Source organism: Streptomyces sp. MMCC 100 (assembly GCF_041538145.2).
In the GTDB taxonomy this organism is placed as follows: Bacteria; Actinomycetota; Actinomycetes; order Streptomycetales; family Streptomycetaceae; genus Streptomyces.
Map to the genome: position 1 here is coordinate 4204741 of NZ_JBGORK020000001.1, position 22836 is coordinate 4227576.

A 22836-nucleotide genomic window follows, 5' to 3' on the forward strand; every position below is an offset into this window, starting at 1 on the left:
GGCGGTGATCGGCCGCAAGTGCACGCCCACGGGTTACCCCGGTCAACCGGCACGGACGGCGGTCGTGGTCAGGCGCAGCCCCAGGCGCCCATCCCCTGGATCCGGGCCAGGCGTTCCGCCACGGCGATCTGCTCGGCGCGGCTGGCGAGGTCGGCGCGCGGGGCGTACTCGAGGCCGCCGGCCGCGATCCAGCTGGACCGCGCGAACTGCAGGCCGCCGTAGTAGCCGTTGCCGGTGTTCGCCTGCCAGTTGCCGCTGGACTCGCACGCGGCGATGGCGTCCCAGTCGGTGCGCAGGGGCGCCGACGGCGCGGCCACCGCTTGGCCGGTCGCGCCGAGGGCGGTGGCGGCGACCAGGGTCACCGCGGCGGTGCGGATTCGGATCCTGCGGCCACGCGAACCGCGCACGTCGCTCTGACGATCGTTTCGTCTACAGATCATAAGAGACTGTTACATCAGGTGACCGGTCGTCGCCGCACAGGACCACCCCGCCTTGGGCCAGTCGGAGCACCGAATCACCCAGCCCCGCCACCGGTTGACGGCGCCGACCGTATGCGCCCCGGGCTGTCCGGCACCACCGCTCGGGCGGCGAGGTAGTCCGGGACCGCCTCCTTGTCGACGAGCCGGTTGAGCCGGCTCGGGACGTCGAAGCCGATCAGCACGATCACCACGAGGGTCAGCGAGAAGGTCAGCACGGCCAGCGACTGGCCCAGGGACATGGTCGACGCCAGCTTGGCGCCGAGCACCGGGGCGACGGCGCCGCCCAGCGCGCCGACGTTGTAGGTGAAGCCCAGGGACGCGGCCCGGGTCTCGGTCGGGAAGTGCCCCGCGATGAACTTGGGCAGCAGCCCGGAGATGCCCTGCATGCAGGCGAGCATCAGGAACAGCAGGATGCCCAGCTGGAGCTGGCTGTCCCGGATCGCGAAGACGGGGAAGACGAAGGCGATGCCCACCACCAGGGTGCAGGCGTAGGCCCTGCGGGTGCCGAACCGGTCACCGATGAAGCCGGTGACGATGCAGCCCGCCATCGTGCCGAACCCGGCGTAGTAGAGCGCGTCGCTGACCTGTGCCGGGGTGAAGCCCAGCTCGGTCTTGAGGTAGGTGGGCAGCAGCGCCTGGACCGGCCAGCTGTAGAGGAAGGCGCAGAAGACGGTGACGCAGAGCGCGACGAACAGCACCCACCGCTTGCGGCCGCCCAGTTGTACCGCGAAGGCGACGAGACAGGCCGTCGCCAGGACGGAGAGCACCGGCACGGCGCCCGCGCCGAGCGGGGTGAACACCGCGAAGAGCGAACCCGTGGCGACGACCGCGAGCACCGTGTTGACCGTCCGCCGGCGGCGTCCCGCGAACAGCGGCCGGAAGGGGTTGGGCCGTTCACCGGTCGCCCCCACCCGCGCCTCCCAGTCGTCGGCCTCGGGCAGCGCGCGGCGTACCCACAGCGCGACGACGACGGGGAACAGGCCGATGTAGAACAGCCAGCGCCAGCCGTGGCCGGGCACCACGTGCTCGTAGACCTCGGCCGCCAGGACGCCGCCCAGCGAGAAGCCGGAGATGAGGAATCCGGAGGCGCGGTTGCGCAGCCGGGCGGGCCAGCTCTCCAGGACGTAGGTGGCGCTGGCGCTGTACTCGCCGGCCATGCCCATGCCGATGAGCAGGCGGGCGGTGAACAGGCTGGTGTAGTCCCAGGCGAAGCCGCAGGCGAAGGTACCGACCGAGTACAGCAGGATGCTGGCCACCATGGCACTCTTGCGGCCGAACCGGTCACCGAGCGCACCGAGCACGGCACCGCCGAGCCAGCGGGTGATGAAGGCTCCGGAGACGAGGCTGGCGGACTCGACGGTCGACAGCCCGAAGTCGTCGGCGATCTCGGTCAGCACGAGGGTGATGAGGACGAAGTCGAAGCCGTCGAGGAGGTAACCGATCCAGGCGGCGAAGAAGGACTTCCACTTCTCCCGGGTGATCTCGCGGTACCAGGGCGGCAAGGTCGGGGTGGTGCGCGCAGATGACATGGCGATCCTATGCGGGTGGGGAGACGCGCGTCAGGGACGGGAGCGGCGGGCGGGGCCGGGTTCGGCGGTCACCGGCCCGGTCCGCGACCGGCTCACAGGAGGCCGGCCTCGGTGAGCCGGTCGCGGACCCGGGCCACGGCCGGCGCGTCGAGCGGTACCTGCGGTGCGGCGGTGGCCGGGCAGTCGATGAGGCCCAGCAGGTGGGCGGCGGCCTTGAAGGCGCCGAGCGCGCTGGAACTGCCGCCCATCAGGGCGGGGTCGCCCGCCTCGGTGAGGGCGAACAGGGCGGCGAGCCGGTCCTGTTCGGCCCTGGCCGCGGCCCAGTCGCCGGCCCGGGCGGCCTCGTAGAGGCGTACGTAGCCGTGGGCGTCGACGTTGCCGAGGCCGGGCACGACGCCGTCGGCGCCGGCGAGCAGCGCGCCGTCGACGGTGAGTTCGGAGCCGGTGAGCACGGTGAAGCCGGGGGCGCGGCGGCGCAGCTCGACCAGCAGGCGGCGCAGGGAGCCCTCGTCGCCGCTGGAGTCCTTGAGCCCGGCGAGGGTGCCGTCGCCGGCCAGGTCGAGGACGACGTCGCGGGGCAGCTTGGTGTGCACGGCGCTGGGGATGTCGTAGGCGAACAGCGGCAGCCCGGCATCCTCGCGGACGCGCCGGAAGTGGCCGGCGACCTCCACGGGGTGGGTGCGGGTGTAGAAGGGCGCCGTGGCCACGAGCGCGTCGGCACCGGCCCGGACCGCGTCGGCCGCCCGGTCCAGGACCCGGGCCGTGGTGGTGTCGATGACCCCGGCGAGGACCGGGACGCGGCCCGCGGCGGCGTCCACGGCGGTCTCCAGGGCGGTCAGCCGCTGGGCGTCGGTGAGGTAGGCGGCCTCGCCGCTGGAACCCAGCAGGAACAGGCCGTGCACACCGGCCGCGATCAGGTGCTCGGTGAGCCGGCGCACCGAGGCGGTGTCCACCTCGCCCTTCGGGGTGAGGGGGGTGATGACCGGGGGGACGACGCCGCTCAGCGGCGTGGGGATGGGCATGCGGTACTCCAGGTCGTGCTGTCCCCGTCCCGGGGCGGCGGCGGGCAGCAGCGCGCCGAGCCCCTGGTGACGGCAGACGTGACGGGGGACGTAGGATGTCCCACGTCCTGTTAGAGTCACACACGACGGAGCAGGCGATGTCAAGGGTCGAGAGGGGACGTCACATGGGCTCGGTCGCCGCCGACGCCGAGGAGAAGGTCAAGGAGCTGATCGTCGAACAGGGCCTCGGCCCGGGCGACCCGCTGCCCACCGAGACGGAGCTGATGGAGCGTTTCGGCGTCAGCCGCAACTCGCTGCGGGAGGCCCTCAAGTCCCTCCAGGCCATGCACATCGTCGAGATCCGGCGGGGCTTCGGGACCTACGTCGGGACCATGTCGCTGGAGCCGATGACCGAGGCCATGGCGTTCCGCACGGTGGTCGGGCACCGCCGGGGTCAGGGCAGCCTGCTCGAACTGCTGCAACTGCGCGAGGCGCTGGAGGCGGGGCTGATGCACCAACTGGCCGGCCGGCTCCCCGAGGAGGACCTGGCCGAGCTGGACGCGCTGGTGGAGACGATGCACACGGAGGTGCACGAGGCGGGCGAGATCGCGGCCCGCACCGACCGCGCCTTCCACCGGGTGCTGCACCGCTCACTGGACAACGATCTGCTCAGCGAACTGCTCGACGCCTTCTGGAGCGCCTTCCACCGGGTGCGCGCCCAGGCCCGGGGGCTCGGCTCGGCGGCCGACGGCGAGGAACTGGCCCGTATGCACGCCAGGATCGTCGACGCGGTGCGCGCGGGCGACGCGGAGGCCGCGGAGCGGGCCGTGCACCGGCACTTCGACGACATCCGCGGTCGGCTGTCACAGCACTGAGCGGCCGGCGGGCACCCCTCGTTCGTGTGAAGAAACGCGAGGGTGTCGTCCAGTCGGGTGACGGCCGGGCAGGTGCGTCCCCGCGCGCGCTTACGGTTTCGCGGTGACCTCGATCTCCACTGCCCCGCGTCCCCTGCGAACCGCCGATCTCGGAACGCTCGTCATCATGTCCTGGAGCCGTGAGACGCCCGACGGCGACGTCCCCTTCCTCCTCGCCTGCTCCCTGGGCGACGGGGAGGGCGGCCCGGAGGCGACCCCGGCCGCCGTCGAGGGGCTGCTGAGCCGTTCCGGAATCGCCGTGGGCGGCGACACCGTCCTCGACGGCACCGTCCTGCCCGACCTGCCGGTCGGCCTGCTCGTCGTACCGGGTGCGGCGGCCCTCACCATGCCGGGCGTCAACGCCCAGTTCGTCCCCACCCCGCAGTGGCGGGCGGCGGTGGACGAACGGGGGTACGCCTGTCTCGTCTTCGCCACCCGCCCCTGGTCCGGGGGCGAGCCCGGCGACGGTGCGGCGGTCGCCGCCTTCGCCAACCACGAGGACACGCTCTCCACGGCGGCGCAGGTCGTCCTGCCCGTGCGCAGCCTGCGGACCTGACGCCGGGCACCGGCTTCGCTCACCGCGTGGCGGCGGGTCGTCTCACGTCCACAACTCGCCGCTGTCGCACACCCGGGCGCCCATGTTCCGCTCCATCATGCGCAGCGCCGCGTCCGCCAGATCGGCGTGGATGTGGGCGACCGCGTCCCGCGGCACAATGACTTGCAGATGGCGGATGTGGGCGTCGAGCGCCGAGTAGAGCACGCACTGCTCGGTCACCTGCCCGCACAGCACGAGCCGGTCGATTCCCTGCTGGTGGAGCAGATAGGTCAGCGGCGTCTCGAAGAAGACCGAGTGGCGCGCCTTGACCACGAAGAGAGAGGACTCGTCTGGCTTCAGCGGCTCGACGAGCCGGGAGTGCGGCCCCGAGAGGGCCTTGTCGAGGATCTCGCCGTGGTGCGAGCGCCACTCCCCGAAATTGTCGTTGACGTAGATCACGGGGACGCCCTGCCGCCGCGCCCGGTCCAGCAGGCCGGTCACCTTCGGCAGTACGGATTCCACGGCGGGGATCAGGTACTCGGCATCCTGGTGATCGTAGGTGTTGATCATGTCGATGACGATCAGCGCGGTCTTGCCCATGCCGTCCAGGTTGCCACCGCGCGGCGCGGAAACCCCGCTCCACCCGCCGACCGCGGGCGGGTGAGCCGCCCGGCTCACCACGAGGCCCGGTCGGAAGGCTCCGGCCCGTCCTGCTCGGGCCCGGGCGGCTCCCAGGGCGCCGGTCCGCCGCCCTCGCACCAGTCGCGCAGCCGCTCCTCGTTCACGCAGACTATTCCGCACCGCTCGGCGTAGTCGGCGGCCGGTGCGGTGAAGTCGGTGCTGGCGACGAGGACCGCCACGTCGGCGTCGTGCACGGTGAAGCAGGTGCCGCCGAAGCGCTGGAGGTCCTGGGAGCCGACCTTGTTGTCCTCGCTGTAGCGCTTGCACTGGATGACGATCCGCCGGCCGTCGGGCGCCACCGCCAGCACGTCGGCGCCGAGGTCGCCCGCCCCGCCCACCACCTCGACCTCGGCGCACCCGTCCCGCCGGCACAGGTCGGCTATCGCCTCCTCGAACTCGTAAGGATCCAGCTCCTCGTGCTCGACGGGGGCGACCACCGTGGTCTCCTCGCCGCGCGCGTACTCCACCCGTTCCGCCGCGCGCCCCTCCTCCAGTTCGTCCAGTGCCGTCGCCGTGGCCGCCGCCAGGGCGTCGGTGGTACGGAGGGCCGTCCGCCCGGCGGAGCTCCGGCTCCGGGCACGCCGGCGCAGGAGGACGGCCGCGACCGCGCCGATCGCCAGGACGAACACCCAGACCGGTCGCCGCTGCGCCACGTCGAACGCCATGCGCACGACCCATCCCACCAGGACCAGGGCGATGGCGGCGAGACCGAACGTCACGGTGGTCGCCCGGAGGTCGAAGCGACGCCTCACGCGTCTGTCGCGGACACGGCGTTCAGGCACGGTCATGGTGATCGCTCCTCCCCGGGTGGCCGACATGAAGATCACGTAGGCCTTGTGCCCAAGAACCACCGGTTCAGCGCCCGTTCATGACACGCCGTCGGATGGCTCATCCCAGCCGTCGGGGAATATTTCGGGCATACCTTTCGGAATATGAAGAAATGCCATGTCGTGTACCTTGCGTGCACCGCAGCGATGATCGGAACGGGGCTCGGTGCGGCTCCGGCGTCCTCCGTCCCCATGACCCACGTGGTCCACCCGGGAGAGTCGATCCAGAAGGCGGTGGACGCCGCCAAGTCGGGCGACACCGTCCTCGTCACCACCGGCACCTACCACGAAAGCGTCAAGGTGAGCACCCCCGGGCTCACCCTGCGGGGCATGGGCCGCAGTACGGTCATCAAGCCCAGCACCGAGAAGGCGGCCGCCAACACGTGTGCCGAGGGCGGCAACGGCATCTGCGTGATCGGCACGAAGGACGAGAACGTCAAGGGCATCACCGTCTCCGACCTGACGGTGACCGGGTTCACCCGTACCGGTGTGTTCTCGATGGCCACCGACGGGCTCACGGTCCGGAACGTGAACGCGGCGAAGAACGGCGTCTGGGGCATCGCCCAGGAGCGGTCGGTCCACGGCATCATCCGCGGCAACACCGCCCGCGACAACGGCGACGCGGGCATCTTCCTCGCCAACACCGTCAAGACCGAGGAGGGCGCCGCGGACACGGAGGGCACGCTCGTCGCGCACAACCGGCTCGAGGGCAACCGGATCGGCGTCACCGTGCGGCGCCTGCGCAACCTCGCCGTCGCGGGCAACGACATCACCGGCAACTGCGCGGGCGTCTTCGTCGTCGGCGACGAGAACGCGCCCAAGGCCGGTGACCTGGTCGTGCGCGACAACCGCGTCGTGCGCAACAACAAGTCGTGCCCGAAGACCGACCGGCTGGAGGCACTCCAGGGTTCCGGCATCGTCCTGACCGGCGTCGAGAAGGTCCTGGTCGCCGACAACACGGTCGAGGGCAACTCGGGCAAGTCGTCGATGTCGGGCGGCATCGTCCTGGCCTCGAGCATGGTGGGCGCCGCCAACTCGGAGAACGAGATCAACGGCAACCGGCTGCGAGAGAACTCCCCCGCCGATCTGGTCGACGCCGGGACCGGCGACACCGCCAAGAGCAACACCTTCACCCGCAACACCTGCGGCGCCTCCAAGCCCGCGGGCCTGTGCTGAGCCGGCCGTAACCACCCGTGGACCGAAGAAGGAAGGAACGCGGCACATGACGACCGCACAGACTGCCCCGCCCCCGCCCATGCGGCTGAGGGAGCTCGTGTTCGGGGCGGCATGTGCCGCCGCCCTCCGCGCGGCCGCACGGCTCGGCGTCGCCGACGCGCTCGGCGACACCCCCATGGCCGTGGAGGACCTCGCGGCCGCGGTGAAGACCGAGCCCAAGCCGCTGCGCCGGCTGCTGCGCGCCCTGACCTGCTACGGCGTCTTCACCGAGCACCGGGGCGGGACGTTCGCGCACACCGGCATGTCCCGTCTGCTGCGCGAGGACGACCCGCACAGCCTGCGCAACATCACCCTGTGGTGCACCGAACCGTGGACCTGGGACGCCTGGCCCCTGCTCGACGAGGCGGTGCGCACCGGCTCCAACGTCGTCGAGGGCCTGTACGGCAAGGAGTTCTTCACCTACCTCAACGAGGACGCCCCCCAGTCGGCCGAGGTCTTCAACCGCGCCATGACGACGTCCAGCCGGCAGTCGGCCCAGGACGTCGCCGCGCTCCTCGACCTGTCGGCGAGCAGTTCGGTCGCCGACATCGGCGGCGGCCAGGGTCACGTGGTGGCGAGCCTGCTGGAGAAGTACCCGGCCATGCAGGGCACCCTGCTCGACCTGCCGCAGGTGGTGGAGAACGCCGATCCCCGGCTGCGCGAGGGCGGTTCGCTCGCGGACCGGGTCCGCATCGTGCCGGGCGACTGCCGCGAGGCCATCCCCGTGCGGGCCGACGTGTACGTCATCAAGAACATCCTGGAGTGGGACGACGACAGCACCGCCCGCGCCCTGCGCAACGTCATGGCGGCCGGCGGTCCCGGGGCCCGGGTCGTCGTCATCGAGAACCTCGTCGACGACACCCCCTCGATGCGGTTCAGCACCGCCATGGACCTGCTGCTGCTCCTCAACGTAGGCGGCGCCAAGCACACCACCGACAGCATGGTCGGCAGGCTGACCGACGCGGGCCTCGTCATCGACGACATCCGCCCGGTCAACCCGTACCTGCACGCCTTCGACTGCACCGTGCCTGAGTGAGCCGACCCGCGGACGCACACGCGTCGGCCGCCGGAAACCGCGATGTGGCGGTCCGGCGGCCGACGCGTGTGTGCGGGCCGTTCAGGCGTCCGGCGCGCGCCGGTCGGTGACCAGCTCCATCCGGGCGCCCTCGAGAGCGCGGACGAGTCCGCCGCCCGTCGGGGAGCCGGCGTCCGTGAAGCCGTCCAGAAGGGTCGTCAGCTCGGACACCCGGCCGGGGTCCGCAAGACCGAGAGTCACCGCTGGATCGCCGTCGTGGAGGTCGCCCCGTACGTCGACCAGCCGCACCACGACGTCGTCGCGCTGGAAGATGGTGCTGCACAGGACGGGGCTGCGCGGATCGTCCGCCGCCGTCTCGTCGTGCTGGGCGAGCAGCTGGGCCAGCCGCATGCCGCAGCCCGGACGGGCCGGGTACGACAGCGCGTGCCGCTGCGCCGCCCCGCTCTCCTCCCCCGCGGTCACGTGGTGGACGGCGGGCAGCGCCGCCCGCGTGTAGAACACCCGGGCGGACTCCGGGTCGCCGAGGTCCCGGTCCCGCTCCAGGTACGGGTTGATGGCCTCCTCGACGGCCCGCACCTCGGGCTGCTCGGCCACGTGCCGCAGGGCCGCGAGCAGGTCGCCGCGCACCTCGATGGCCCGCACCACCCGGTTGCCGTGCAGGAACAGGGACGTACGGCACAGCCGGGTGGTGTCGTCGACCCGCGGCTCGGGCGAGGCGTAGTCGGCGAGGATCTTGCCGACCGCTTCCTCGCTGCCCGGCTTCACCGTGAAGGTGAGCGCGTGCCGGATGACACCGTCGCCGACGCGGGGCTCCGACTGCAGTCCGCCCCGGCCGGTCTCGGCGCCCGTCTCCGAGTGGCCGGTCTCGCGGACCACGTGGAAGCGGAGCGACCTGGTGTCCCGTACGCAGCTGTGCAGCGGCTTGACCATCCGCACGTGCTCCTCGCTGCTCACCCAGTTCAGGAACGGCGGGGCGCTCTCCCACTCGCTGGTGATGAGCCACTGGGAGGGGTTCTCGATGGACTGGCACAGCTGCTCGCCGATGTGTCCCGGGACGGACTCGACGTGGCTGCGCAGGTTCTCGTACGTCTCGAGGAACTGCTGCTGGGCTCCGTCGTAGACCTCGACCAGGAGGACGACGCGGAGTCGGGAGCCGTCGAAGACGGACTGGGAGACCTGGTGCGACAGCTGTCGCGTCAGCGGTTCGGAAGCAGGGGTGGGCGTGGTGGTCATCCTGCGCACATCTCCTTCGCGGGGGCGGAACTGAACGTCGGCCGCGGTGATGCGACGCCGGCTTGCCTCGATCCTGTGCCCGGCCCCGACGGCGCGCGACCCGTGTGCGTTGCGCGGGTGACCGGCACCGCGGACGGCCGGTGGGCGCGGCCTCAGGTGAGGTGCCTCAGGTGAGGTGCCTCAGGTGAGGTGTGCGAAGACGACCAGGTTGTCCGTGTAGTCCTTGGCCTTGTGGTCGTAGTCGCCCGCGCAGGTGATGAGCCGCACCTCGGGCCGGTCGGCGTCGCCGTAGACGCGTTCGCTGGGGAACTCGTCCTTGGCGAAGGTCTCCAGGCTGTCGACCACGAAGGTCGCCTTGCGCCCGTCCGCGCGCTCGACCTGGAACTTGTCGCCCTTGTCGAGCTGGTCGAGGCGGGCGAAGACGGCGGCCGACGTCTTCGTGTCCACGTGCCCGGCGATGATCGAGGTTCCCTTCTCGCCGGGGGACGCGCCCTTGGCGTACCAGCCGACCAGGTTGGTGTCACCGGCCGGCGGCGGCTGGAGCTGCCCCTTGTCGTTGAGGGCGAGGTCGGTGAAGGGGGCGTCGACGGAGATCTCCGGGATCAGCAGGCGCACCGGCTTCGACCGGGGCAGGGCGGATCCCGCCGCGCCGGTCGCGGGCGGGACGGACGAGGCCGAGGTGCCGGGCCGCGCGGGCAGCGGGGGGCGGGAGGAGTCGGCGGACGTGTCGTTGCCGCCGACCAGGCTCACCGCCAGGATCAGCAGGGCCACGGCGCACAGCACCATCAGACCGGAGCGGGACCCCTCACCGGCCGAAGTCTCGTCGTCGGCGGGGGCTGGGGCGGAAGGGGGGACTGGCATCGGTGACGACCTCACTGGGGCACGGCGGCGGGGCGGACACGGTGGGCGGGGCGAGCCGGGCCGCCCCGTGGTTCCTGGGTGGCGGCCCGGCTGCTATCGCGCCCGGCACGGCTTACGCCACTCCGTCGGCCGACTTCTTGCGTCGGACGGCGTACAGGCCGGTCGCGGCGACGGCCAGGACGGCCAGCCCGCCCGCGGTCGTGGTCGGCGTGGCCAGTCCGCCGCCGCCGGTGTGCATCCCGCCGTGCGGCTTCTCGTGGTCGCCGCCGCCCCTGGAGCTTTCGCCCTCGTCCTGCTTGTAGGTCTGCGAGCCGCCTTCCTTGGACTCGCGGCCGCCGCCGTCCCAGTCGCCCTCGTTCACCGCGGCCAGCGCACCGCCGCCGGTGTGCATCCCGCCGCGCGGCTCGTCGTGCTTGCTTCCGTCGTCGTGCTCCTTGCCGGAGGAGGCACCGTCGTGGTCCCAGTCGCCCTCGCTCACCGCGGCCAGCGCGCCACCGCCGGTGTGCATCCCGCCGCGCGGCTCGTCGTGCTTGCTTCCGTCGTCGTGCTCCTTGCCGGAGGAGGCACCGTCGTGGTCCCAGTCGCCCTCGCTCACCGCGGCCAGCGCGCCACCGCCGGTGTGCATCCCGCCGCGCGGCTCGTCGTGCTTGCTTCCGTCGTCGTGCTCCTTGCTGTAGGAAGAGTCGTCGTGGTCCCAGTCGCCACCGACCGCGGCGTAGGCGCCGGGCGCGCCGAGGACGAAGACGGCCGAGGCCGCCGCCGTGGTCAGGAGCATGCGAGCAGAACGCATCTGAGGTTCCTTCCGTCACGACCGGGCAGCTGGTGCTTCGTCAGCTGAGGTGACCCGGCCCCGACGTGAATCACCGTCAGCCTGCCGCCCGTCTCGCACCACTCAAGCCGCTCAGCCGGGTGAACCCCCCGCCCGTTCGGGTGCCGGGGCAGCTTCCCGGCGGTGGCACGAACAGGACCCGGCAGCAGTGCAGTTGGGTCGGCCCGGACGAGGTGTCGTCCTGCGACGGCCTGTCACCCGCACCCGCTCACCCTCCGGGGCCGCTACTCCTCCGGGTCCGTGTGGGTCGGGTCCTGCACCTGGGGCTCCTGGCGGCGGGAGCCGGGAGCAGCCCGGTCGGGGGTGGCCTCGCTGTGCCCGGACTGGGGCGGCGGGGGCGGTTCGGTGTCGCCGGGGGCACCCATGCCGGCGGCGGGCAGGCGCAGGGCGAGCAGGGCGACGTCGTCACCGCGGGGCGCGATACGCGCGAGCAGCTCGTCGCAGAAGTCGTCGACGCTCCACCTGTCCAGCCGCCGGGCCAGCACGCCGGCGTGGTGGCGGAGCTGGTCCATGCCCACGTCGATCGGGCGCTCGCGGCTCTCCACCAGACCGTCGGTGTAGAGCAGGAGGATGCTCTCCGGCGGGAGTTCCTCGCGTGTGTCGGGCCAGTCCAGGCCGAGGCGCAGGGTGGCGCTCATGCCGATGAGCGGGCCGTGGCCGCCCTCCAGGAAGCGGGTCCCGCCGTCCTGGGTGATCAGCAGGGGCGGAGGATGACCGGCGTTGACCCAGTGCAGCCGCCAGGGGCCGCCTTCGGCGCCTTCGACGCGCGCGAAGACGAGGGTGGCCATGGGCGCGTCGCTGGTGTTGGTCACGGCCTCGTCCAGGCGACGCATGATCACGCTGGGCGGCTCCTGGTGGTCCCAGGCGAGGGCGCGCAGCATGTTGCGGACCTCGGCCATGTGGGCGGCGGCCTGCAGGTCGTGCCCGACGACGTCCCCGATGACCAGGGCCATGACACCGTCACCGAGGAGGAAGGCGTCGTACCAGTCACCGCCGACCTCCATGGCGCTCTCGGCGGGCCAGTAGCGGGCGGCCATCCGGAGGTGGTCGACCTGCGGGAGAGGGGTCAGGAGCTGGCGCTGCATGGTCTCGGCGACGTTCTGCTGCTCGTGGTAGAGCCGGGCGTTGTCCAGGACCAGCCCGACGCGGCGGCCGATGTCGGCCAGCAGGGCGACCTCGGCCTCGGTGTGCGCGGGGCGCTCCCCGGCACGGGCCACGGTCAGGATTCCGTAGGACCGCTGCCGGGTGCGCAGGGGGATGGCGACGGCCGCGTGGCCGCCGAGCCGTTCGAACAGCACCCGGTGGGTGGCGGACAGCGGGTGCTCCGGGTCCCGGCACAGTTCCTCGGCTCTCAGCGGGACGGGCCGGTCGCCCTTGATGAGCAGGGTCAGCGCGGCGCGGGCCTGGTCCGGCAGCGAGGTCATCGGCCCGTGCAGTGATCTGGCCCGGTCCGATTGGGTGCTGCTGCGGACGGCGACCCGTTCCAGTACGTCCGACTGCCCCTGGTAGACGTCGACCGCCGCCCACTGGCCCAGTTCCGGCACCAGCAGCCGTACGAGACGGCGGAGCGTGGTGGAGGTGCGCTCGGTGGGGACCAGCACCGTGGAGACCTCGGCGACCAGGTGCAGCTGGGCGGTGAGGGCCTCCAGGGCGGCGGTCCGCGCCTCGGTCTCCTCTGCGGTGGTGCGGTGCAGGCTGAAGTCGTGGAAGACCAGGACCAGCCCTTCCTGTCGTCCCTCGCGGACGAGGGGGGTGGTCGCCCAGATGATGGGGACCGTGGTGCCGTCGGCCCGCTGGAAGTACTCGTCGCTCCCCTCCTCGGCGGGCACGCCGTGCAGGGGGCTGCGCAGCGCGCACCGCTCGCGCGGCACGGGGCTGCCGTCGGCGTGCCGGTGCAGGAGGTCGTGCGCGTCGTGCCCGAGCATCTCCTGTTCCGAGCGTCCCAGCAGCTGCTCGGCCCAGGGGTTCACCGAGGTGATCCGGGCGGTGGGACCGAGGGTGAGCACACCGGCGCCGAGGGCGCGCAGGACGGCACGGGGGAAGTCGGGCTCCGCGGACTCCGGTGCGCCGTCCGCCTCGTCGTGCCCTGGTTCCTCGCCGTCCCGGTGGCCCGCCCAGCGTGACGTCACGACCCTCACAGCCTTCCGATGCCGTCCATCCCGCCAGGTTCCCCCGGCGGGCGCGGATGAACCGCTCCACGCGGCCGAAGGGGGGAGGGCCGGATCACGTAAACGGGTCGCTCCGTCCGGCCGGTTCCCCGTACGTTCACGTGATGTCCGAACTTCGAACCGATCGTCTTGTGCTCCGCGGCTGGCGGGCGTCCGACCTGGACCCGTGGGCGGCCATGAACGCCGATCCGGTGGTCCGCGCGTACTTCCCGGAAGTGCTGACACGGGAGCGGAGCGAGGCGTCCGTGGCCCGCTTCCAGGCTGACCTGGACCGGCGGAGCTGGGGCTGGTGGGCGGTGGAGATCGCCGCCACCGGCGAGTTCATCGGGTTCGCCGGGCTGGATCCCGTGGAGGAGGGCATGCCGTTCACCGGCGTGGAGGCGGGCTGGCGTCTGGCCCGCCCGGCCTGGGGGCACGGCTATGCCACCGAGGCCGCGCGAGCGGTGGTGTCGCACGCCTTCGAGAGACTGGGGCCGCCGGAGGTGCTCGCGGTGACCGCGGCCGGCAATCTGCGCTCCCGGGCGGTGATGGACCGCATCGGCATGACCCACGACCCGGCCGACGACTTCGACGACCCGGAGATCCCCGAGGGCCCACTGCGCCGCTGCGTCGTGTACCGGATCCGGGCCGGGGACCATCGGCCCGGCGGGCGGTAGGCGGGGGCCGCCCGATGCAGCCGGCCGGGATGCGTGGCGCCCCGGCCGCCAGTGTGGCAAGGCGGAGCGGCTCGGACCGCCGGCAGCGCCGGTCCCGGTCACGACACCGCGCATCGGCGGCCGTACGGCGGGAGGTGCGGCGAGCGGTGAGCGACGCCACGAACCGCGGTGGACTCGGCGCACCGGCCGGACGGCGGTCGGCGGCGGTCGGCACCTCAGCGGGTGCGGCGCGTCGTCGTGGTGCCCGGATGCGGCTTCGGGCGGGGAACGGCGACTCCGTGGGGCCGCGACGCGCCGGTGGGCGCCGTTGCGGAGGTGAGTGGCGTGCCGCCGCAGAGGGCGAGTGGCGTGTCGCCGCAGACACCAATGGCGTGCCGCCGCAGAGGGCGAGTGGCCTGCCGCCGCGGACGCGAATGGCGTGCCGCCGCGGAGGGCGAGTGGCCTGCCGCCGCGCAGGCGGATGGCGTGCCGCCGCGGAGGGCGAGTGGCGTGCCGCCGCGGACGCGAATGGCGTGCCGCCGCGGAGGGCGAGTGGCGTGCCGCCGCGGAGGGCGAGTGGCGTGTCGACGCGCAGGCGGATGGCGTGCCGCCGCAGAGGGCGAGTGGCCTGCCGCCGCAGACACGAATGGCGTGCCGCCGCGGAGGGCGAGTGGCGTGTCGCCGCGCAGGCGGGTGGCGTGCCGCCGCGGAGGGCGAGTGGCGTGTCGCCGCGGACGCTGGGGCCTGTCTCCGCGGACGCGGATGGCGTGCCGTCGCGGGCGGGTCAGGCCGAGCGGCCGAGGGGGGCCGCGGTCTGCAGGTCGTCGGCGAGCCGCACCGCGGCCCTCATGCGCTTGCCGACCGGTTCCCTGTGCACCTCGAAGCTCTGGCAGACGGCCATGACGATCTCCAGCCCGTGCCGGCCGACGCGGTCGGGGTTCGGGGTCTCGGGCACGGGCAGCACCGGCTCGCTGTCCCACACCGTGACTTCCACCCGGTCCTCGGCCAGCTCGAGATCGACCGTCGAGGGGCCGGGCGCGTATTTGCAGGCGTTCGTCAGCAGCTCGCTGACCACCAGTTGCACCACATCCACCGCGCGGTCGGACACCCTGGCCCCCTGCGCCGCCCGCACTCGTGCCAGGAACCCCCGGGCCAGCTCCCGGCCCCGGGCGATGTCGCCGGGAATGCCCTCGTACTCCGCCGAAACCTTGACCGGCACTTCTCTCAGCCGGTCCCCGATGTGGGCAGCCCCGTCCATCCGATCCGCCCTCTTCCTGAGCCTTGACCGTTTACGCCAGCCCGTCTACCCCCGAATCCGGCGAACATCACCCGCCTCGACACGGACCCTCCGTGACAGCGGCGTCAGGCGTCCGTCGGGCGCAGGACCGGACAGAGGAAGCCGAAGGAGTCCCGGTAGCCCGGCAGCACCCGTCGCGATGGGCGGTGTCCGCCTCGAGTGCCTGCGCACGGTCCGGATCGGTGGGGTGGTCCGGGGCCCACGCGGCCAGTGTCCCGGCGCAGGACCACTCGTAGTCGATCTGTTCACGTTCCTCAACGGAGCCTCGCACGGCGACCCGAACGGCGCACCCGATCCGGGGGTGTCGACTCGGCGGTTTCCGGGGCTGGTCAGCGTCGGGCGCGTGGCCGATCCTGTTGACCATGTCGTCGAGCCGGGTGGCCACGGGGGCCGCGCGGCCGAAGTGGGGGGTGGCCACGTGGTGCAGGACGGACGGGTCTCCGCGCGGAAGGCCGGCCGGGGGCGGGCCGGGCCGACGTGCCCGGTCGGCCGGGCGGCGGACGGGACCTGGCAGGTGCACGATTTCGCCGTCGCGCGGGCCCTGCTGCGCGGACCGGGCACCGTGCAGGCCGGTCTCGGCATCGAGACGGTGGAGAAGCTCCCGCCGCGCGTCCGCCGGCCCGTGCTCTACCGGGACGGCCCCGAGCACCGGGAGCACCGCAGGCAGACCGCCCGCTACTTCACGCCCCGCCGGGTGGACGAGCACTACCGCGAACTGATGGTGCGGATCGCCGAGGAGCAGCTGGCTGCCCTGCGCTCGGCCGGCCGGGCCCCGCTCTCCGATCTGGCCTTCGGTCTGGCCATCGGCGTGGTGAGCGAGGTCGTCGGCCTGCGGTACAGCAGGCCCGGCATCCGTCGCAGGCTGGAGCGGTTCTTCCCGGAGGAGTTCGGCGAGCCCGGACTGACCAGTCTCCGGGGCCTGTACTGGCTGGTGCGGCAGAACACCAACTGGCTCCGCATCCACCTGGCCGACGTCCGCCCCGCGATCCGCGCGCACCGGCGCCGTGAGCACGACGACCTGATCTCCCACCTGATCGCGGAGGGCTGTTCGGACGTCGAGATCCTCGGTGAGTGCCTGACGTTCGCGGCGGCCGGCATGGTCACCACGCGCGAGTTCGTGTGCCTGGCCGCCTGGCACCTGTTCTCGGACGCCGAGCTGCTCGGCCACTACCGGTCGGCGGACGAGGCGGGGCGCCTCGCCGTCCTCCAGGAGCTGCTGCGGCTGGAGCCCGTCATCGGGCGGTTGCGCAGGCGGGTCACCGAGTCCTTGGAGCTGCTCTGCCCCGACGGACCGGTGACGGTGAGCCCCGGCGAGTACGTCGAGGTCCACGTGGACGACGCCAACGCCGACCCGAAGGCCGTGGGCGACGACCCGCTGCTCGTCCGGCCGGACCGCGCCGAGGCGGTCGGTGCGGGGCTCTCCTTCGGCGATGGGCCGCACCGGTGCCCCGGGGCGCACATCGCCCTGCTGGAGACCGATGTGTTCCTCAGCCGCCTGTTCGCCCTCGACGGCGTCCGGATGAGCGGGGCACCGCGTGTCACGTTCCAGGAGGCCATCGACGGCTACGAGATCCGCGACCTGACCGTGGCGCTCCCCCAGGCCGGCCGTGGCTGACCGGCCCGGGGACTCCGGTACGGGGTCGGCGGTACGCCGTCAGCCGCCCAGGGCGCCGAGGACGACGACCTTGGCCTCGTCCTGCACCTGCCGGAGGTGGTCCGCGCCGCGGAACGACTCGCCGTAGATCTTGTAGACGTCCTCGGTGCCGGAGGGGCGGGCCGCGAACCAGGCGTTCTCGGTGGTCACCTTGATGCCGCCGATGGGGGCACCGTTGCCCGGCGCCTCGGTGAGCACGGCGGTGACCGGTTCCCCGGCGAGGGTGTCGGCGGTGACCTGGGCCGGGGACAGCTTGGCCAGGCGGGCCTTCTCCTCGCGGGTCGCGGGGGCGTCGATGCGGGCGTAGGCGGGTTCGCCGAAGCGGGCGGTGAGCGCGGCGTAGTGCTCGGAGGGTGTCTTGCCGGTGACGGCGGTGATCTCGGAGGCGAGCAGGGCGAGGATGATGCCGTCCTTGTCGGTGGTCCACACGGAGCCGTCCCGGCGCAGGAAAGACGCCCCGGCGGACTCCTCGCCGCCGAATCCGAGGGAACCGTCGACCAGCCCGTCCACGAACCACTTGAAGCCCACGGGTACTTCGACCAGCCGCCGGCCGAGGTCGGCGGCGACCCGGTCGATCATGCCGGAGGACACCAGCGTCTTGCCGACGCCCGCCTCGGCCGGCCAGTCGGTGCGGTGGGCGTACAGGTAGGCGATGGCGGTGGCGAGGTAGTGGTTGGGGTTCATCAGGCCGCCGTCGGGGGTGACGATGCCGTGGCGGTCGGCGTCGGCGTCGTTGCCCGTGGCGATGGTGAAGCGGTCCCGCTGCTCGATGAGTGAGGCCATGGCGTGCGGCGACGAGCAGTCCATGCGGATCTTGCCGTCCCAGTCCAGCGTCATGAACCGCCAGGTCGGGTCGGCGAGCGGGTTGACCACCGTCAGGTCGAGGCGGTGCTGTTCGGCGATCCGGCCCCAGTAGGCGACGGAGGCGCCGCCCAGCGGGTCGGCGCCGATGCGCACGTCGGCCGAGCGGATCGCGTCGAGGTCGAGGACGCTGGGCAGGTCGCGGACGTAGGCGTCGAGGAAGTCGTAGCGGCCGGTGCCGGGCGCGGCGAGCGCCCGCGCGTAGGGGACACGGCGTACGTCCTTCAGCCCGGCCGTGATGATCTCGTTGGCCCGGTCCTGGATCCATGAGGTGGCGTCCGAGCCCGCGGGGCCGCCGTGCGGCGGGTTGTACTTGAAGCCGCCGTCGGCGGGCGGGTTGTGCGAGGGGGTGACGACCACACCGTCGGCGAGGCCCGAGGTGCGGCCCCGGTTGTGGGTGAGGATGGCGTGGGAGACCGCCGGCGTGGGGGTGTAGCCGTCCGCGCCGTCGATGAGGACGCTCACGTCGTTGGCGGCGAACACCTCGAGCGCGGTGACCCGCGCGGGCTCGGACAGGGCGTGGGTGTCGGCGCCCAGGAAGAGCGGGCCGTCGGTGCCCTGTGCGGAGCGGTACTCGCAGATGGCCTGGCTGGTGGCGGCGATGTGGTCCTCGTTGAAGGCCGCCGCCAGGGACGAACCCCGGTGCCCGGACGTCCCGAAGGCCACGCGCTGCCCCGGCTCGGCCGGGTCCGGGTGCAGGGCGTAGTACGCCGTCACCAGCCGGGCGACGTCGATCAGGTCCTCGGGGCCGGCCGGCTTTCCGGCTCGGTCGTGCTGCATGCGCCCACTCCTCCGCGTCGGTCGGGACTTCGCTCGCGGGTCCCATCTTCCCCTGTCCGGGCAGCGGCGGTGGCAGTGGCGCGGTGCGTTCCGGCCGGTGTCAGATCCGGCCGCCGGTGAGACGGGTGAGGGGCCCGTGCGTGTGCCGTCCGGCGCGGCGGCCCACGGCGTACGACGCGGCGCTCACGGCGGTGAGGCCGGCGCCCACGCCGACGGCGACGAGTTTGCGGTGGGCGATGACGGTCCACGCGGTCTTCGCCGTGGCCGCGACCTGGCCGGAGGCGGTGACGACGGCCTGGCGGCCGGCCACGACGCCCTTGGCCGCCGTCTGGACGGCGCCGCTCGCGGCGTCGGCGGAACGCTGGGCGCCGGCCTTGGCAGCCGACGCGGCGTCACCTGCCTTGCCTGCGGCGGCCTGTCCCGCCCGTGAGGCGGGCGCGGTCGCCTTCTCTGCGGCGCCGCGCGCCTTGGACTCGGCGGTCCGCGTGCTGGTGGGCTTGTTGTTCGTGTCCTTGTTCGGATCGCTCATGGACACCGCCTTGCCCCTCACCGCGTCGGCAAACGCGGACGTCCCGCCGCACGGGCGACGGCAGGCGCGGGTGCTCAAGGATGCTCCGTCGTCAGGGTCTTGACGCGCCGCAGGGTGAGCACGGTCTCCGCGGTGTGGACGTCGGGCACGGCCCCGATCGTCTCGCTGAGGAACGTGTAGAGCTCGTCGGTGGTGCGGCACAGCACCGAGAGCGCCAGGTTGGCGCGTCCGGTGACGGCGGCGGCGAACCGCACGGCCGGGTGACCCGCGACGGTCTGCCCCGTCTTGGCCAGGGCGTGCGGTGCGACGGTCAGCCAGATCAGCGCCTCGACGCCCTGCCCCAGGGGTTCGTGGTCGTATTCGACGGCGAGGTGGAGCACGCCCGTGCCGCGCAGCCGTTCGAGGCGCTTCTTCACCGCCGTCTCGGACAGGCCGGTGGCCGACTGGAGTTCGGTGAGGGTGGCGCGGCCGTCGCGGCGCAGTGCCTCCAGCACGGCACGGTCGGTGCCGTCCGGGGCGGCGGGTTCCGCGGTGGGGGCGGGGGCCGGGGTGCGCAGCGCGCTCTCCTCGTCCGGTGCGAGGGCACTGATCTTGCGCAGCCAGCGCAGGGAGTTGCCGTAGTAGGGGCGCAGGACGCAGTGGGCGTCGACTGAGGTGACGTGGGGGGTGCGTTGGAGTCGTTCGAGGAGGAGGTCGTCGCGTTCGGGTCTGCTGCGGGGGGTGATCGCGCAGATCACCTCGGTGCCGCCGGCGGCCAGGTCGACGTAGTGGGTGTCGGGCCGCGCCGCGAGCGTGGCGGCCAGTCGCCCGGCCGCCTTGTGGGCGCAGCCCATCCGGACGATCCAGGTGGAGCGGCCCAGCCGGCTGTCGTCGACGACGCCGGTGATCCGCAGGTTGGCGGTGGTGCGCAGCCGCCGGAAGCGTCGCGCGACCGTCTGATCGGAGACGTCGAGGACCTGGGCGATACGGCTGAAAGGCGCCCGCCCGTCGAGTTCGAGGGCCTGGAGCAGCTTCAGGTCGAGCGTGTCGAGGGTGGAGGGCGGGGGCACCACTGGCTTCTCCTGCTGGCCGAAGGACGGCCGGCGGCTGGTCGGAGGGCGACGGCGCGGCCGGACCGTCAGCGTCATCTTCATCGTCATTGTCATCGTCATCGTAATCGAATGATCTCGTTTTCACCGTGCGCCTTTCCCAAGGCCCGGAACCAGCCGCCTGCACCACCACGACGGAAATCCGACACCCGACCGCGAAGAAATCGCCTTTTCCGTCGCCCGACGATTCCAAGGACGTCACCCCAGGAGAGAAAGACCAGGTCACAGGAACATTCCGGAGTGAGGGAAATCCACCGGGAGCGCATTACGGAGGAATGAGCAAGGCATTGGATACGCAAGTTAACCGTGCGTTCCCCACTGCTTCCCGATTGCCGAAAGGGCCGTTACGTTCGCCACGGATCGGCTCCCGGCACTTCCGCACGGGGCCGGACGAACGACGCTAGGTGGTTGAAATGAACCGAGGCAGTGTTCTCGTCGTCGGCGGCGGAATCGGTGGCCTGTCCACCGCCATCGCGCTGCGCGGGATCGGGTACGACGTCAATGTCGTGGAGCTCCAGGAGGACCTCCACTCGTCGGTGTACGGCGTGGGCATCATCCAGCCGGTGAACGCCCTGCGCGCGCTGGACGCGATCGGCTGCGCCGAGGCGTGTCTGGCGGCCGGCTACTCGACCACGGCATGGGGGCAGCTGCTCGACGTGGACGGCAACCTGATCCGGGAGATGCCCGGCGCCAGGATCCCGGGCTCCGCGCTGCCGCCGATGAACGGCCTGACCCGGCCCCGGTTGCACCGGATCCTCACGGACAGGGCCACGGAAACCGGCGTGTCCGTCGAGTACGGCAAGACCTTCACCACGCTGACCGACGGACCGGACGGAGTGGAGGTCGCCTACAGCGACGGCACCTCGAACACGGTGGACTTCGTCGTCGGCGCCGACGGCGTGTACTCGAAGGTGCGGCCGTACGTGCTGAGCGAGGACCTGAAGCCGGTCTACCTCGGCCAGTCCGCCTTCCGCCTCAACATCCCCCGGGAGCCGGAGATCGACCGGATCATCCTCCAGCACGGTCCGGAGGGCCTGGCAGGGTTCGTGCCGATCGGCCCCGACCTGGCCTATCTCTTCTACAACACCACCTGGGAGGAGGGCCGTTGGCTGGACCAGGACAAGATGGCCGACGAACTGCGTGAACGACTGGCTCCGTTCGGCGGGCTGACCGGGCGGGTCCGGGACAAGTACATCGACGCCCCCGCGCGGATCGTGTTCCGGCCGGAGGAGTGGCTGATCGCGCCGGCGCCCTGGCACCGCGGCCGGATCGTGCTGATCGGCGACGCGGTGCACGCGGTGACCCCGCATCTCGGTCAGGGCGCGGCCCAGGCCGTCGAGGACGGCGTCGTCCTCGCCGAGTCCCTTTCCTCGCACGGCAGTTACGCGGACGCATTCCACGCCTACACCGAACGCCGTTACGAGCGCTGCCGGCTCGTCGTGGAGTCGTCGGTGGCGATCGGCGAGTACGAGATGGACCCGGCCGCGCACCCGGACTTCGACCACGCGGGTCTGACCCAGCACGTGCTGCAGACGATGGTCCTGCCCGTCTGACGGTGACCGCCGGTTCCTGACCCACTTCACGTCCAGCTCGTCCAGTGAAAGGCAGTTCACCATGACAGTTTCCGCGTGCACGCTGAGACGGCTGGCCGTCGCCGTGACCGTCGGCGGCGCAGTGGCCCTGAGTGGCTGCGCCGACGGATCGGGGGGCCGCGACTCGCTCACCATCGGGTTCGTCAACGGTGACACCAGTGGGTTCGCCACCTGCCTGCAGAAGGCCGTGGAGCGGGAGGCGAAGGCACGGAAGGTCACGCTCAACACGGCCAACTCGCAGATGGACGCCGGCAAGGAGCTGGCCAACATCGAGGACATGATCTCGCGGGGCGTCGACGCACTGGTCGTGCAGACGGTGAACATCGACGCGCTCGAGGGTGACATCGCCAAGGCGAAGGCCGCGGGCGTGCCCATCTATCTGACCTCGCTGGTCACCGAGGACGCGTCCGACATCCTCGGTGCCGCCGCCGTCGACCTGAAGCGGCTCGGCGCCCTCGACGCCGGATGGGTCACCGAGGACGCCGGGGGCAGACCGGTCGAGGTCGGGGTGGTCGCGGGCTCCCCCGGGGCCTCGTCCGACCTGATGGTCTCCGGTTTCACCGGGGCCCTGCCCGACAACGCCACCGTGGTGGCGAACCAGCCCGGCATGTTCAACCCGGTCAAGGCGCGGGAGGTCGCCGAGAACATGATCCAGGCCCACCCCGGTCTGGACTACGTCTTCGTCGCCAACGAGGACATGGCCTTCGCCGCACGCGACGCCTTCGACTCGGCCGGCGCGAAGGACGTGCGGATCGTCACCGAGAACGGTACGGAGGAGGGGCTCGCCGCCGTGCGGGACGGGCGCTTGTCCGCGACCGTCGCCAACTCCCCGAAGGTCATCGGTGAGACGGCGATCAGGAACACGGTCGCCCTGCTCGGCGGGGAGGACGGGGAAACGGCCGGCGGCGAGAAGCCGGACCGGATCACTCGGATCCCGCTCACCCTGATCACCGAGGAGAACGTGGACAAGGCTCCGGAGTACTGCCCCGAGTGACGACGTCGGCCGTCACCGGCGCGGGCCGGGCAACTCCCGTGGTCGTCGGCAGGGTGCCGTCGGCAGGGTCCCCGTCGGCGGCGAGCGGTGGATCAGGC

The 22836-nt window shown here is 72.3% G+C and carries 21 protein-coding genes; 8 read left to right on the forward strand and 13 right to left on the reverse strand.

The genetic code is table 11. The annotated features are described in order from the left end of the window. Positions 1-68: 68 nt before the first annotated feature. The 3 genes from ABS735_RS19590 to ABS735_RS19600 form a co-directional block, all read right to left on the reverse strand. Positions 69-440: a transglycosylase family protein gene (locus ABS735_RS19590; RefSeq protein ID WP_373903120.1), complete on the reverse strand. Its 372-nt coding sequence runs from the start codon at positions 438-440 to the stop codon at positions 69-71. A gap of 74 nt (positions 441-514) precedes the next feature. Further along, a complete protein-coding gene (locus ABS735_RS19595; protein WP_373903119.1) occupies positions 515-2008 on the reverse strand; it encodes a sialate:H+ symport family MFS transporter in 1494 nt (497 codons plus the stop codon). A 92-nt stretch (positions 2009-2100) separates the two neighbouring features. Next, positions 2101-3030 carry a dihydrodipicolinate synthase family protein gene (locus tag ABS735_RS19600; RefSeq protein WP_373903118.1) on the reverse strand — a complete coding sequence of 310 codons (930 nt, stop codon included), beginning with the start codon at positions 3028-3030 and terminating at the stop codon, positions 2101-2103. A gap of 137 nt (positions 3031-3167) precedes the next feature. Here ABS735_RS19600 and ABS735_RS19605 point away from each other — a divergent pair, with 137 nt between their 5' ends. Together ABS735_RS19605 and ABS735_RS19610 are read left to right on the forward strand one after the other, a co-directional pair. Further along, the gene (locus ABS735_RS19605; protein WP_373903117.1) at positions 3168-3884 is read left to right on the forward strand and encodes a FadR/GntR family transcriptional regulator; all 717 of its coding nucleotides are present in this window, start codon (positions 3168-3170) and stop codon (positions 3882-3884) included. Positions 3885-3987: 103 nt separating this feature from the next. Then, complete coding sequence (locus tag ABS735_RS19610; RefSeq protein ID WP_373903116.1) at positions 3988-4479, forward strand: DUF5949 family protein; 492 nt, start codon at positions 3988-3990, stop codon at positions 4477-4479. Between the two features lie 42 nt (positions 4480-4521). Here ABS735_RS19610 and ABS735_RS19615 read toward each other — a convergent pair whose 3' ends face one another. Together ABS735_RS19615 and ABS735_RS19620 are read right to left on the reverse strand one after the other, a co-directional pair. Continuing rightward, on the reverse strand, positions 4522-5058 hold the full coding sequence (locus tag ABS735_RS19615; RefSeq protein ID WP_373903115.1) for a cysteine hydrolase family protein: 537 nt from the start codon (positions 5056-5058) through the stop codon (positions 4522-4524). Between the two features lie 74 nt (positions 5059-5132). After that, positions 5133-5927: a restriction endonuclease gene (locus ABS735_RS19620; RefSeq protein WP_373903114.1), complete on the reverse strand. Its 795-nt coding sequence runs from the start codon at positions 5925-5927 to the stop codon at positions 5133-5135. 144 nt (positions 5928-6071) lie between these two features. Here ABS735_RS19620 and ABS735_RS19625 point away from each other — a divergent pair, with 144 nt between their 5' ends. Both ABS735_RS19625 and ABS735_RS19630 read left to right on the forward strand, forming a co-directional pair. Then, on the forward strand, positions 6072-7142 hold the full coding sequence (locus tag ABS735_RS19625) for a right-handed parallel beta-helix repeat-containing protein (protein ID WP_373903113.1): 1071 nt from the start codon (positions 6072-6074) through the stop codon (positions 7140-7142). Positions 7143-7188: 46 nt separating this feature from the next. After that, positions 7189-8217, forward strand: a complete 1029-nt coding sequence (locus ABS735_RS19630; RefSeq protein ID WP_373903112.1) for a methyltransferase — start codon at positions 7189-7191, stop codon at positions 8215-8217. Positions 8218-8298: 81 nt separating this feature from the next. On the opposite strand, the gene ABS735_RS19635 is transcribed toward ABS735_RS19630, so the two are convergent. From ABS735_RS19635 to ABS735_RS19650, 4 genes are all read right to left on the reverse strand, one after another. Next, positions 8299-9450, reverse strand: a complete 1152-nt coding sequence (locus tag ABS735_RS19635) for a SchA/CurD-like domain-containing protein (protein ID WP_373903111.1) — start codon at positions 9448-9450, stop codon at positions 8299-8301. 180 nt (positions 9451-9630) lie between these two features. After that, entirely contained in the window at positions 9631-10311 is a 681-nt protein-coding gene (locus tag ABS735_RS19640) for a class F sortase (RefSeq protein WP_373903110.1), read from the reverse strand. 112 nt (positions 10312-10423) lie between these two features. Then, positions 10424-11101 carry a hypothetical protein gene (locus ABS735_RS19645; RefSeq protein ID WP_476755843.1) on the reverse strand — a complete coding sequence of 226 codons (678 nt, stop codon included), beginning with the start codon at positions 11099-11101 and terminating at the stop codon, positions 10424-10426. A gap of 263 nt (positions 11102-11364) precedes the next feature. After that, positions 11365-13269 carry a SpoIIE family protein phosphatase gene (locus ABS735_RS19650; RefSeq protein ID WP_373903109.1) on the reverse strand — a complete coding sequence of 635 codons (1905 nt, stop codon included), beginning with the start codon at positions 13267-13269 and terminating at the stop codon, positions 11365-11367. 143 nt (positions 13270-13412) lie between these two features. Here ABS735_RS19650 and ABS735_RS19655 point away from each other — a divergent pair, with 143 nt between their 5' ends. Further along, complete coding sequence (locus tag ABS735_RS19655) at positions 13413-13964, forward strand: GNAT family N-acetyltransferase (RefSeq protein ID WP_373903108.1); 552 nt, start codon at positions 13413-13415, stop codon at positions 13962-13964. Positions 13965-14727: 763 nt separating this feature from the next. On the opposite strand, the gene ABS735_RS19660 is transcribed toward ABS735_RS19655, so the two are convergent. Continuing rightward, the gene (locus ABS735_RS19660; RefSeq protein ID WP_373903107.1) at positions 14728-15201 is read right to left on the reverse strand and encodes an ATP-binding protein; all 474 of its coding nucleotides are present in this window, start codon (positions 15199-15201) and stop codon (positions 14728-14730) included. Positions 15202-15658: 457 nt separating this feature from the next. Between ABS735_RS19660 and ABS735_RS19665 the strand changes: the two genes are divergently transcribed. Beyond that, complete coding sequence (locus tag ABS735_RS19665) at positions 15659-16855, forward strand: cytochrome P450 (protein ID WP_373903421.1); 1197 nt, start codon at positions 15659-15661, stop codon at positions 16853-16855. Between the two features lie 39 nt (positions 16856-16894). Here the strand turns inward: ABS735_RS19665 and pgm are convergent, their stop codons facing one another. From pgm to ABS735_RS19680, 3 genes are all read right to left on the reverse strand, one after another. Further along, positions 16895-18535 (reverse strand): phosphoglucomutase (alpha-D-glucose-1,6-bisphosphate-dependent), encoded by a 1641-nt coding sequence (pgm, locus tag ABS735_RS19670; RefSeq protein ID WP_373903106.1) that lies wholly within the window; start codon positions 18533-18535, stop codon positions 16895-16897. A gap of 100 nt (positions 18536-18635) precedes the next feature. After that, positions 18636-19064: a hypothetical protein gene (locus ABS735_RS19675; RefSeq protein ID WP_373903105.1), complete on the reverse strand. Its 429-nt coding sequence runs from the start codon at positions 19062-19064 to the stop codon at positions 18636-18638. A gap of 74 nt (positions 19065-19138) precedes the next feature. Continuing rightward, positions 19139-20203, reverse strand: coding sequence for an Lrp/AsnC family transcriptional regulator (locus tag ABS735_RS19680; protein ID WP_373903104.1), 1065 nt, complete (start codon positions 20201-20203; stop codon positions 19139-19141). Positions 20204-20565: 362 nt separating this feature from the next. Here ABS735_RS19680 and ABS735_RS19685 point away from each other — a divergent pair, with 362 nt between their 5' ends. Both ABS735_RS19685 and ABS735_RS19690 read left to right on the forward strand, forming a co-directional pair. Continuing rightward, positions 20566-21705, forward strand: coding sequence for an FAD-dependent monooxygenase (locus ABS735_RS19685; RefSeq protein ID WP_373903103.1), 1140 nt, complete (start codon positions 20566-20568; stop codon positions 21703-21705). A 61-nt stretch (positions 21706-21766) separates the two neighbouring features. After that, a complete protein-coding gene (locus ABS735_RS19690) occupies positions 21767-22738 on the forward strand; it encodes a sugar ABC transporter substrate-binding protein (RefSeq protein WP_373903102.1) in 972 nt (323 codons plus the stop codon). Positions 22739-22836: the final 98 nt, after the last annotated feature.

What these genes read in the sequence shown, in the direction of transcription:
- ABS735_RS19590 (WP_373903120.1), bottom strand. Translation starts at nt 440, where the DNA reads ATGATCTGTAGACGAAACGATCGTCAGAGCGACGTGCGCGGTTCGCGT.
- ABS735_RS19595 (WP_373903119.1), bottom strand. Translation starts at nt 2,008, where the DNA reads ATGTCATCTGCGCGCACCACCCCGACCTTGCCGCCCTGGTACCGCGAG.
- ABS735_RS19600 (WP_373903118.1), bottom strand. Translation starts at nt 3,030, where the DNA reads ATGCCCATCCCCACGCCGCTGAGCGGCGTCGTCCCCCCGGTCATCACC.
- ABS735_RS19605 (WP_373903117.1), top strand. Translation starts at nt 3,168, where the DNA reads ATGTCAAGGGTCGAGAGGGGACGTCACATGGGCTCGGTCGCCGCCGAC.
- ABS735_RS19615 (WP_373903115.1), bottom strand. Translation starts at nt 5,058, where the DNA reads ATGGGCAAGACCGCGCTGATCGTCATCGACATGATCAACACCTACGAT.
- ABS735_RS19620 (WP_373903114.1), bottom strand. Translation starts at nt 5,927, where the DNA reads ATGACCGTGCCTGAACGCCGTGTCCGCGACAGACGCGTGAGGCGTCGC.
- ABS735_RS19625 (WP_373903113.1), top strand. Translation starts at nt 6,072, where the DNA reads ATGAAGAAATGCCATGTCGTGTACCTTGCGTGCACCGCAGCGATGATC.
- ABS735_RS19630 (WP_373903112.1), top strand. Translation starts at nt 7,189, where the DNA reads ATGACGACCGCACAGACTGCCCCGCCCCCGCCCATGCGGCTGAGGGAG.
- ABS735_RS19635 (WP_373903111.1), bottom strand. Translation starts at nt 9,450, where the DNA reads ATGACCACCACGCCCACCCCTGCTTCCGAACCGCTGACGCGACAGCTG.
- ABS735_RS19640 (WP_373903110.1), bottom strand. Translation starts at nt 10,311, where the DNA reads ATGCCAGTCCCCCCTTCCGCCCCAGCCCCCGCCGACGACGAGACTTCG.
- ABS735_RS19645 (WP_476755843.1), bottom strand. Translation starts at nt 11,101, where the DNA reads ATGCGTTCTGCTCGCATGCTCCTGACCACGGCGGCGGCCTCGGCCGTC.
- ABS735_RS19655 (WP_373903108.1), top strand. Translation starts at nt 13,413, where the DNA reads ATGTCCGAACTTCGAACCGATCGTCTTGTGCTCCGCGGCTGGCGGGCG.
- ABS735_RS19660 (WP_373903107.1), bottom strand. Translation starts at nt 15,201, where the DNA reads ATGGACGGGGCTGCCCACATCGGGGACCGGCTGAGAGAAGTGCCGGTC.
- pgm (WP_373903106.1), bottom strand. Translation starts at nt 18,535, where the DNA reads ATGCAGCACGACCGAGCCGGAAAGCCGGCCGGCCCCGAGGACCTGATC.
- ABS735_RS19675 (WP_373903105.1), bottom strand. Translation starts at nt 19,064, where the DNA reads ATGAGCGATCCGAACAAGGACACGAACAACAAGCCCACCAGCACGCGG.
- ABS735_RS19680 (WP_373903104.1), bottom strand. Translation starts at nt 20,203, where the DNA reads ATGACGATGAAGATGACGCTGACGGTCCGGCCGCGCCGTCGCCCTCCG.
- ABS735_RS19685 (WP_373903103.1), top strand. Translation starts at nt 20,566, where the DNA reads ATGAACCGAGGCAGTGTTCTCGTCGTCGGCGGCGGAATCGGTGGCCTG.
- ABS735_RS19690 (WP_373903102.1), top strand. Translation starts at nt 21,767, where the DNA reads ATGACAGTTTCCGCGTGCACGCTGAGACGGCTGGCCGTCGCCGTGACC.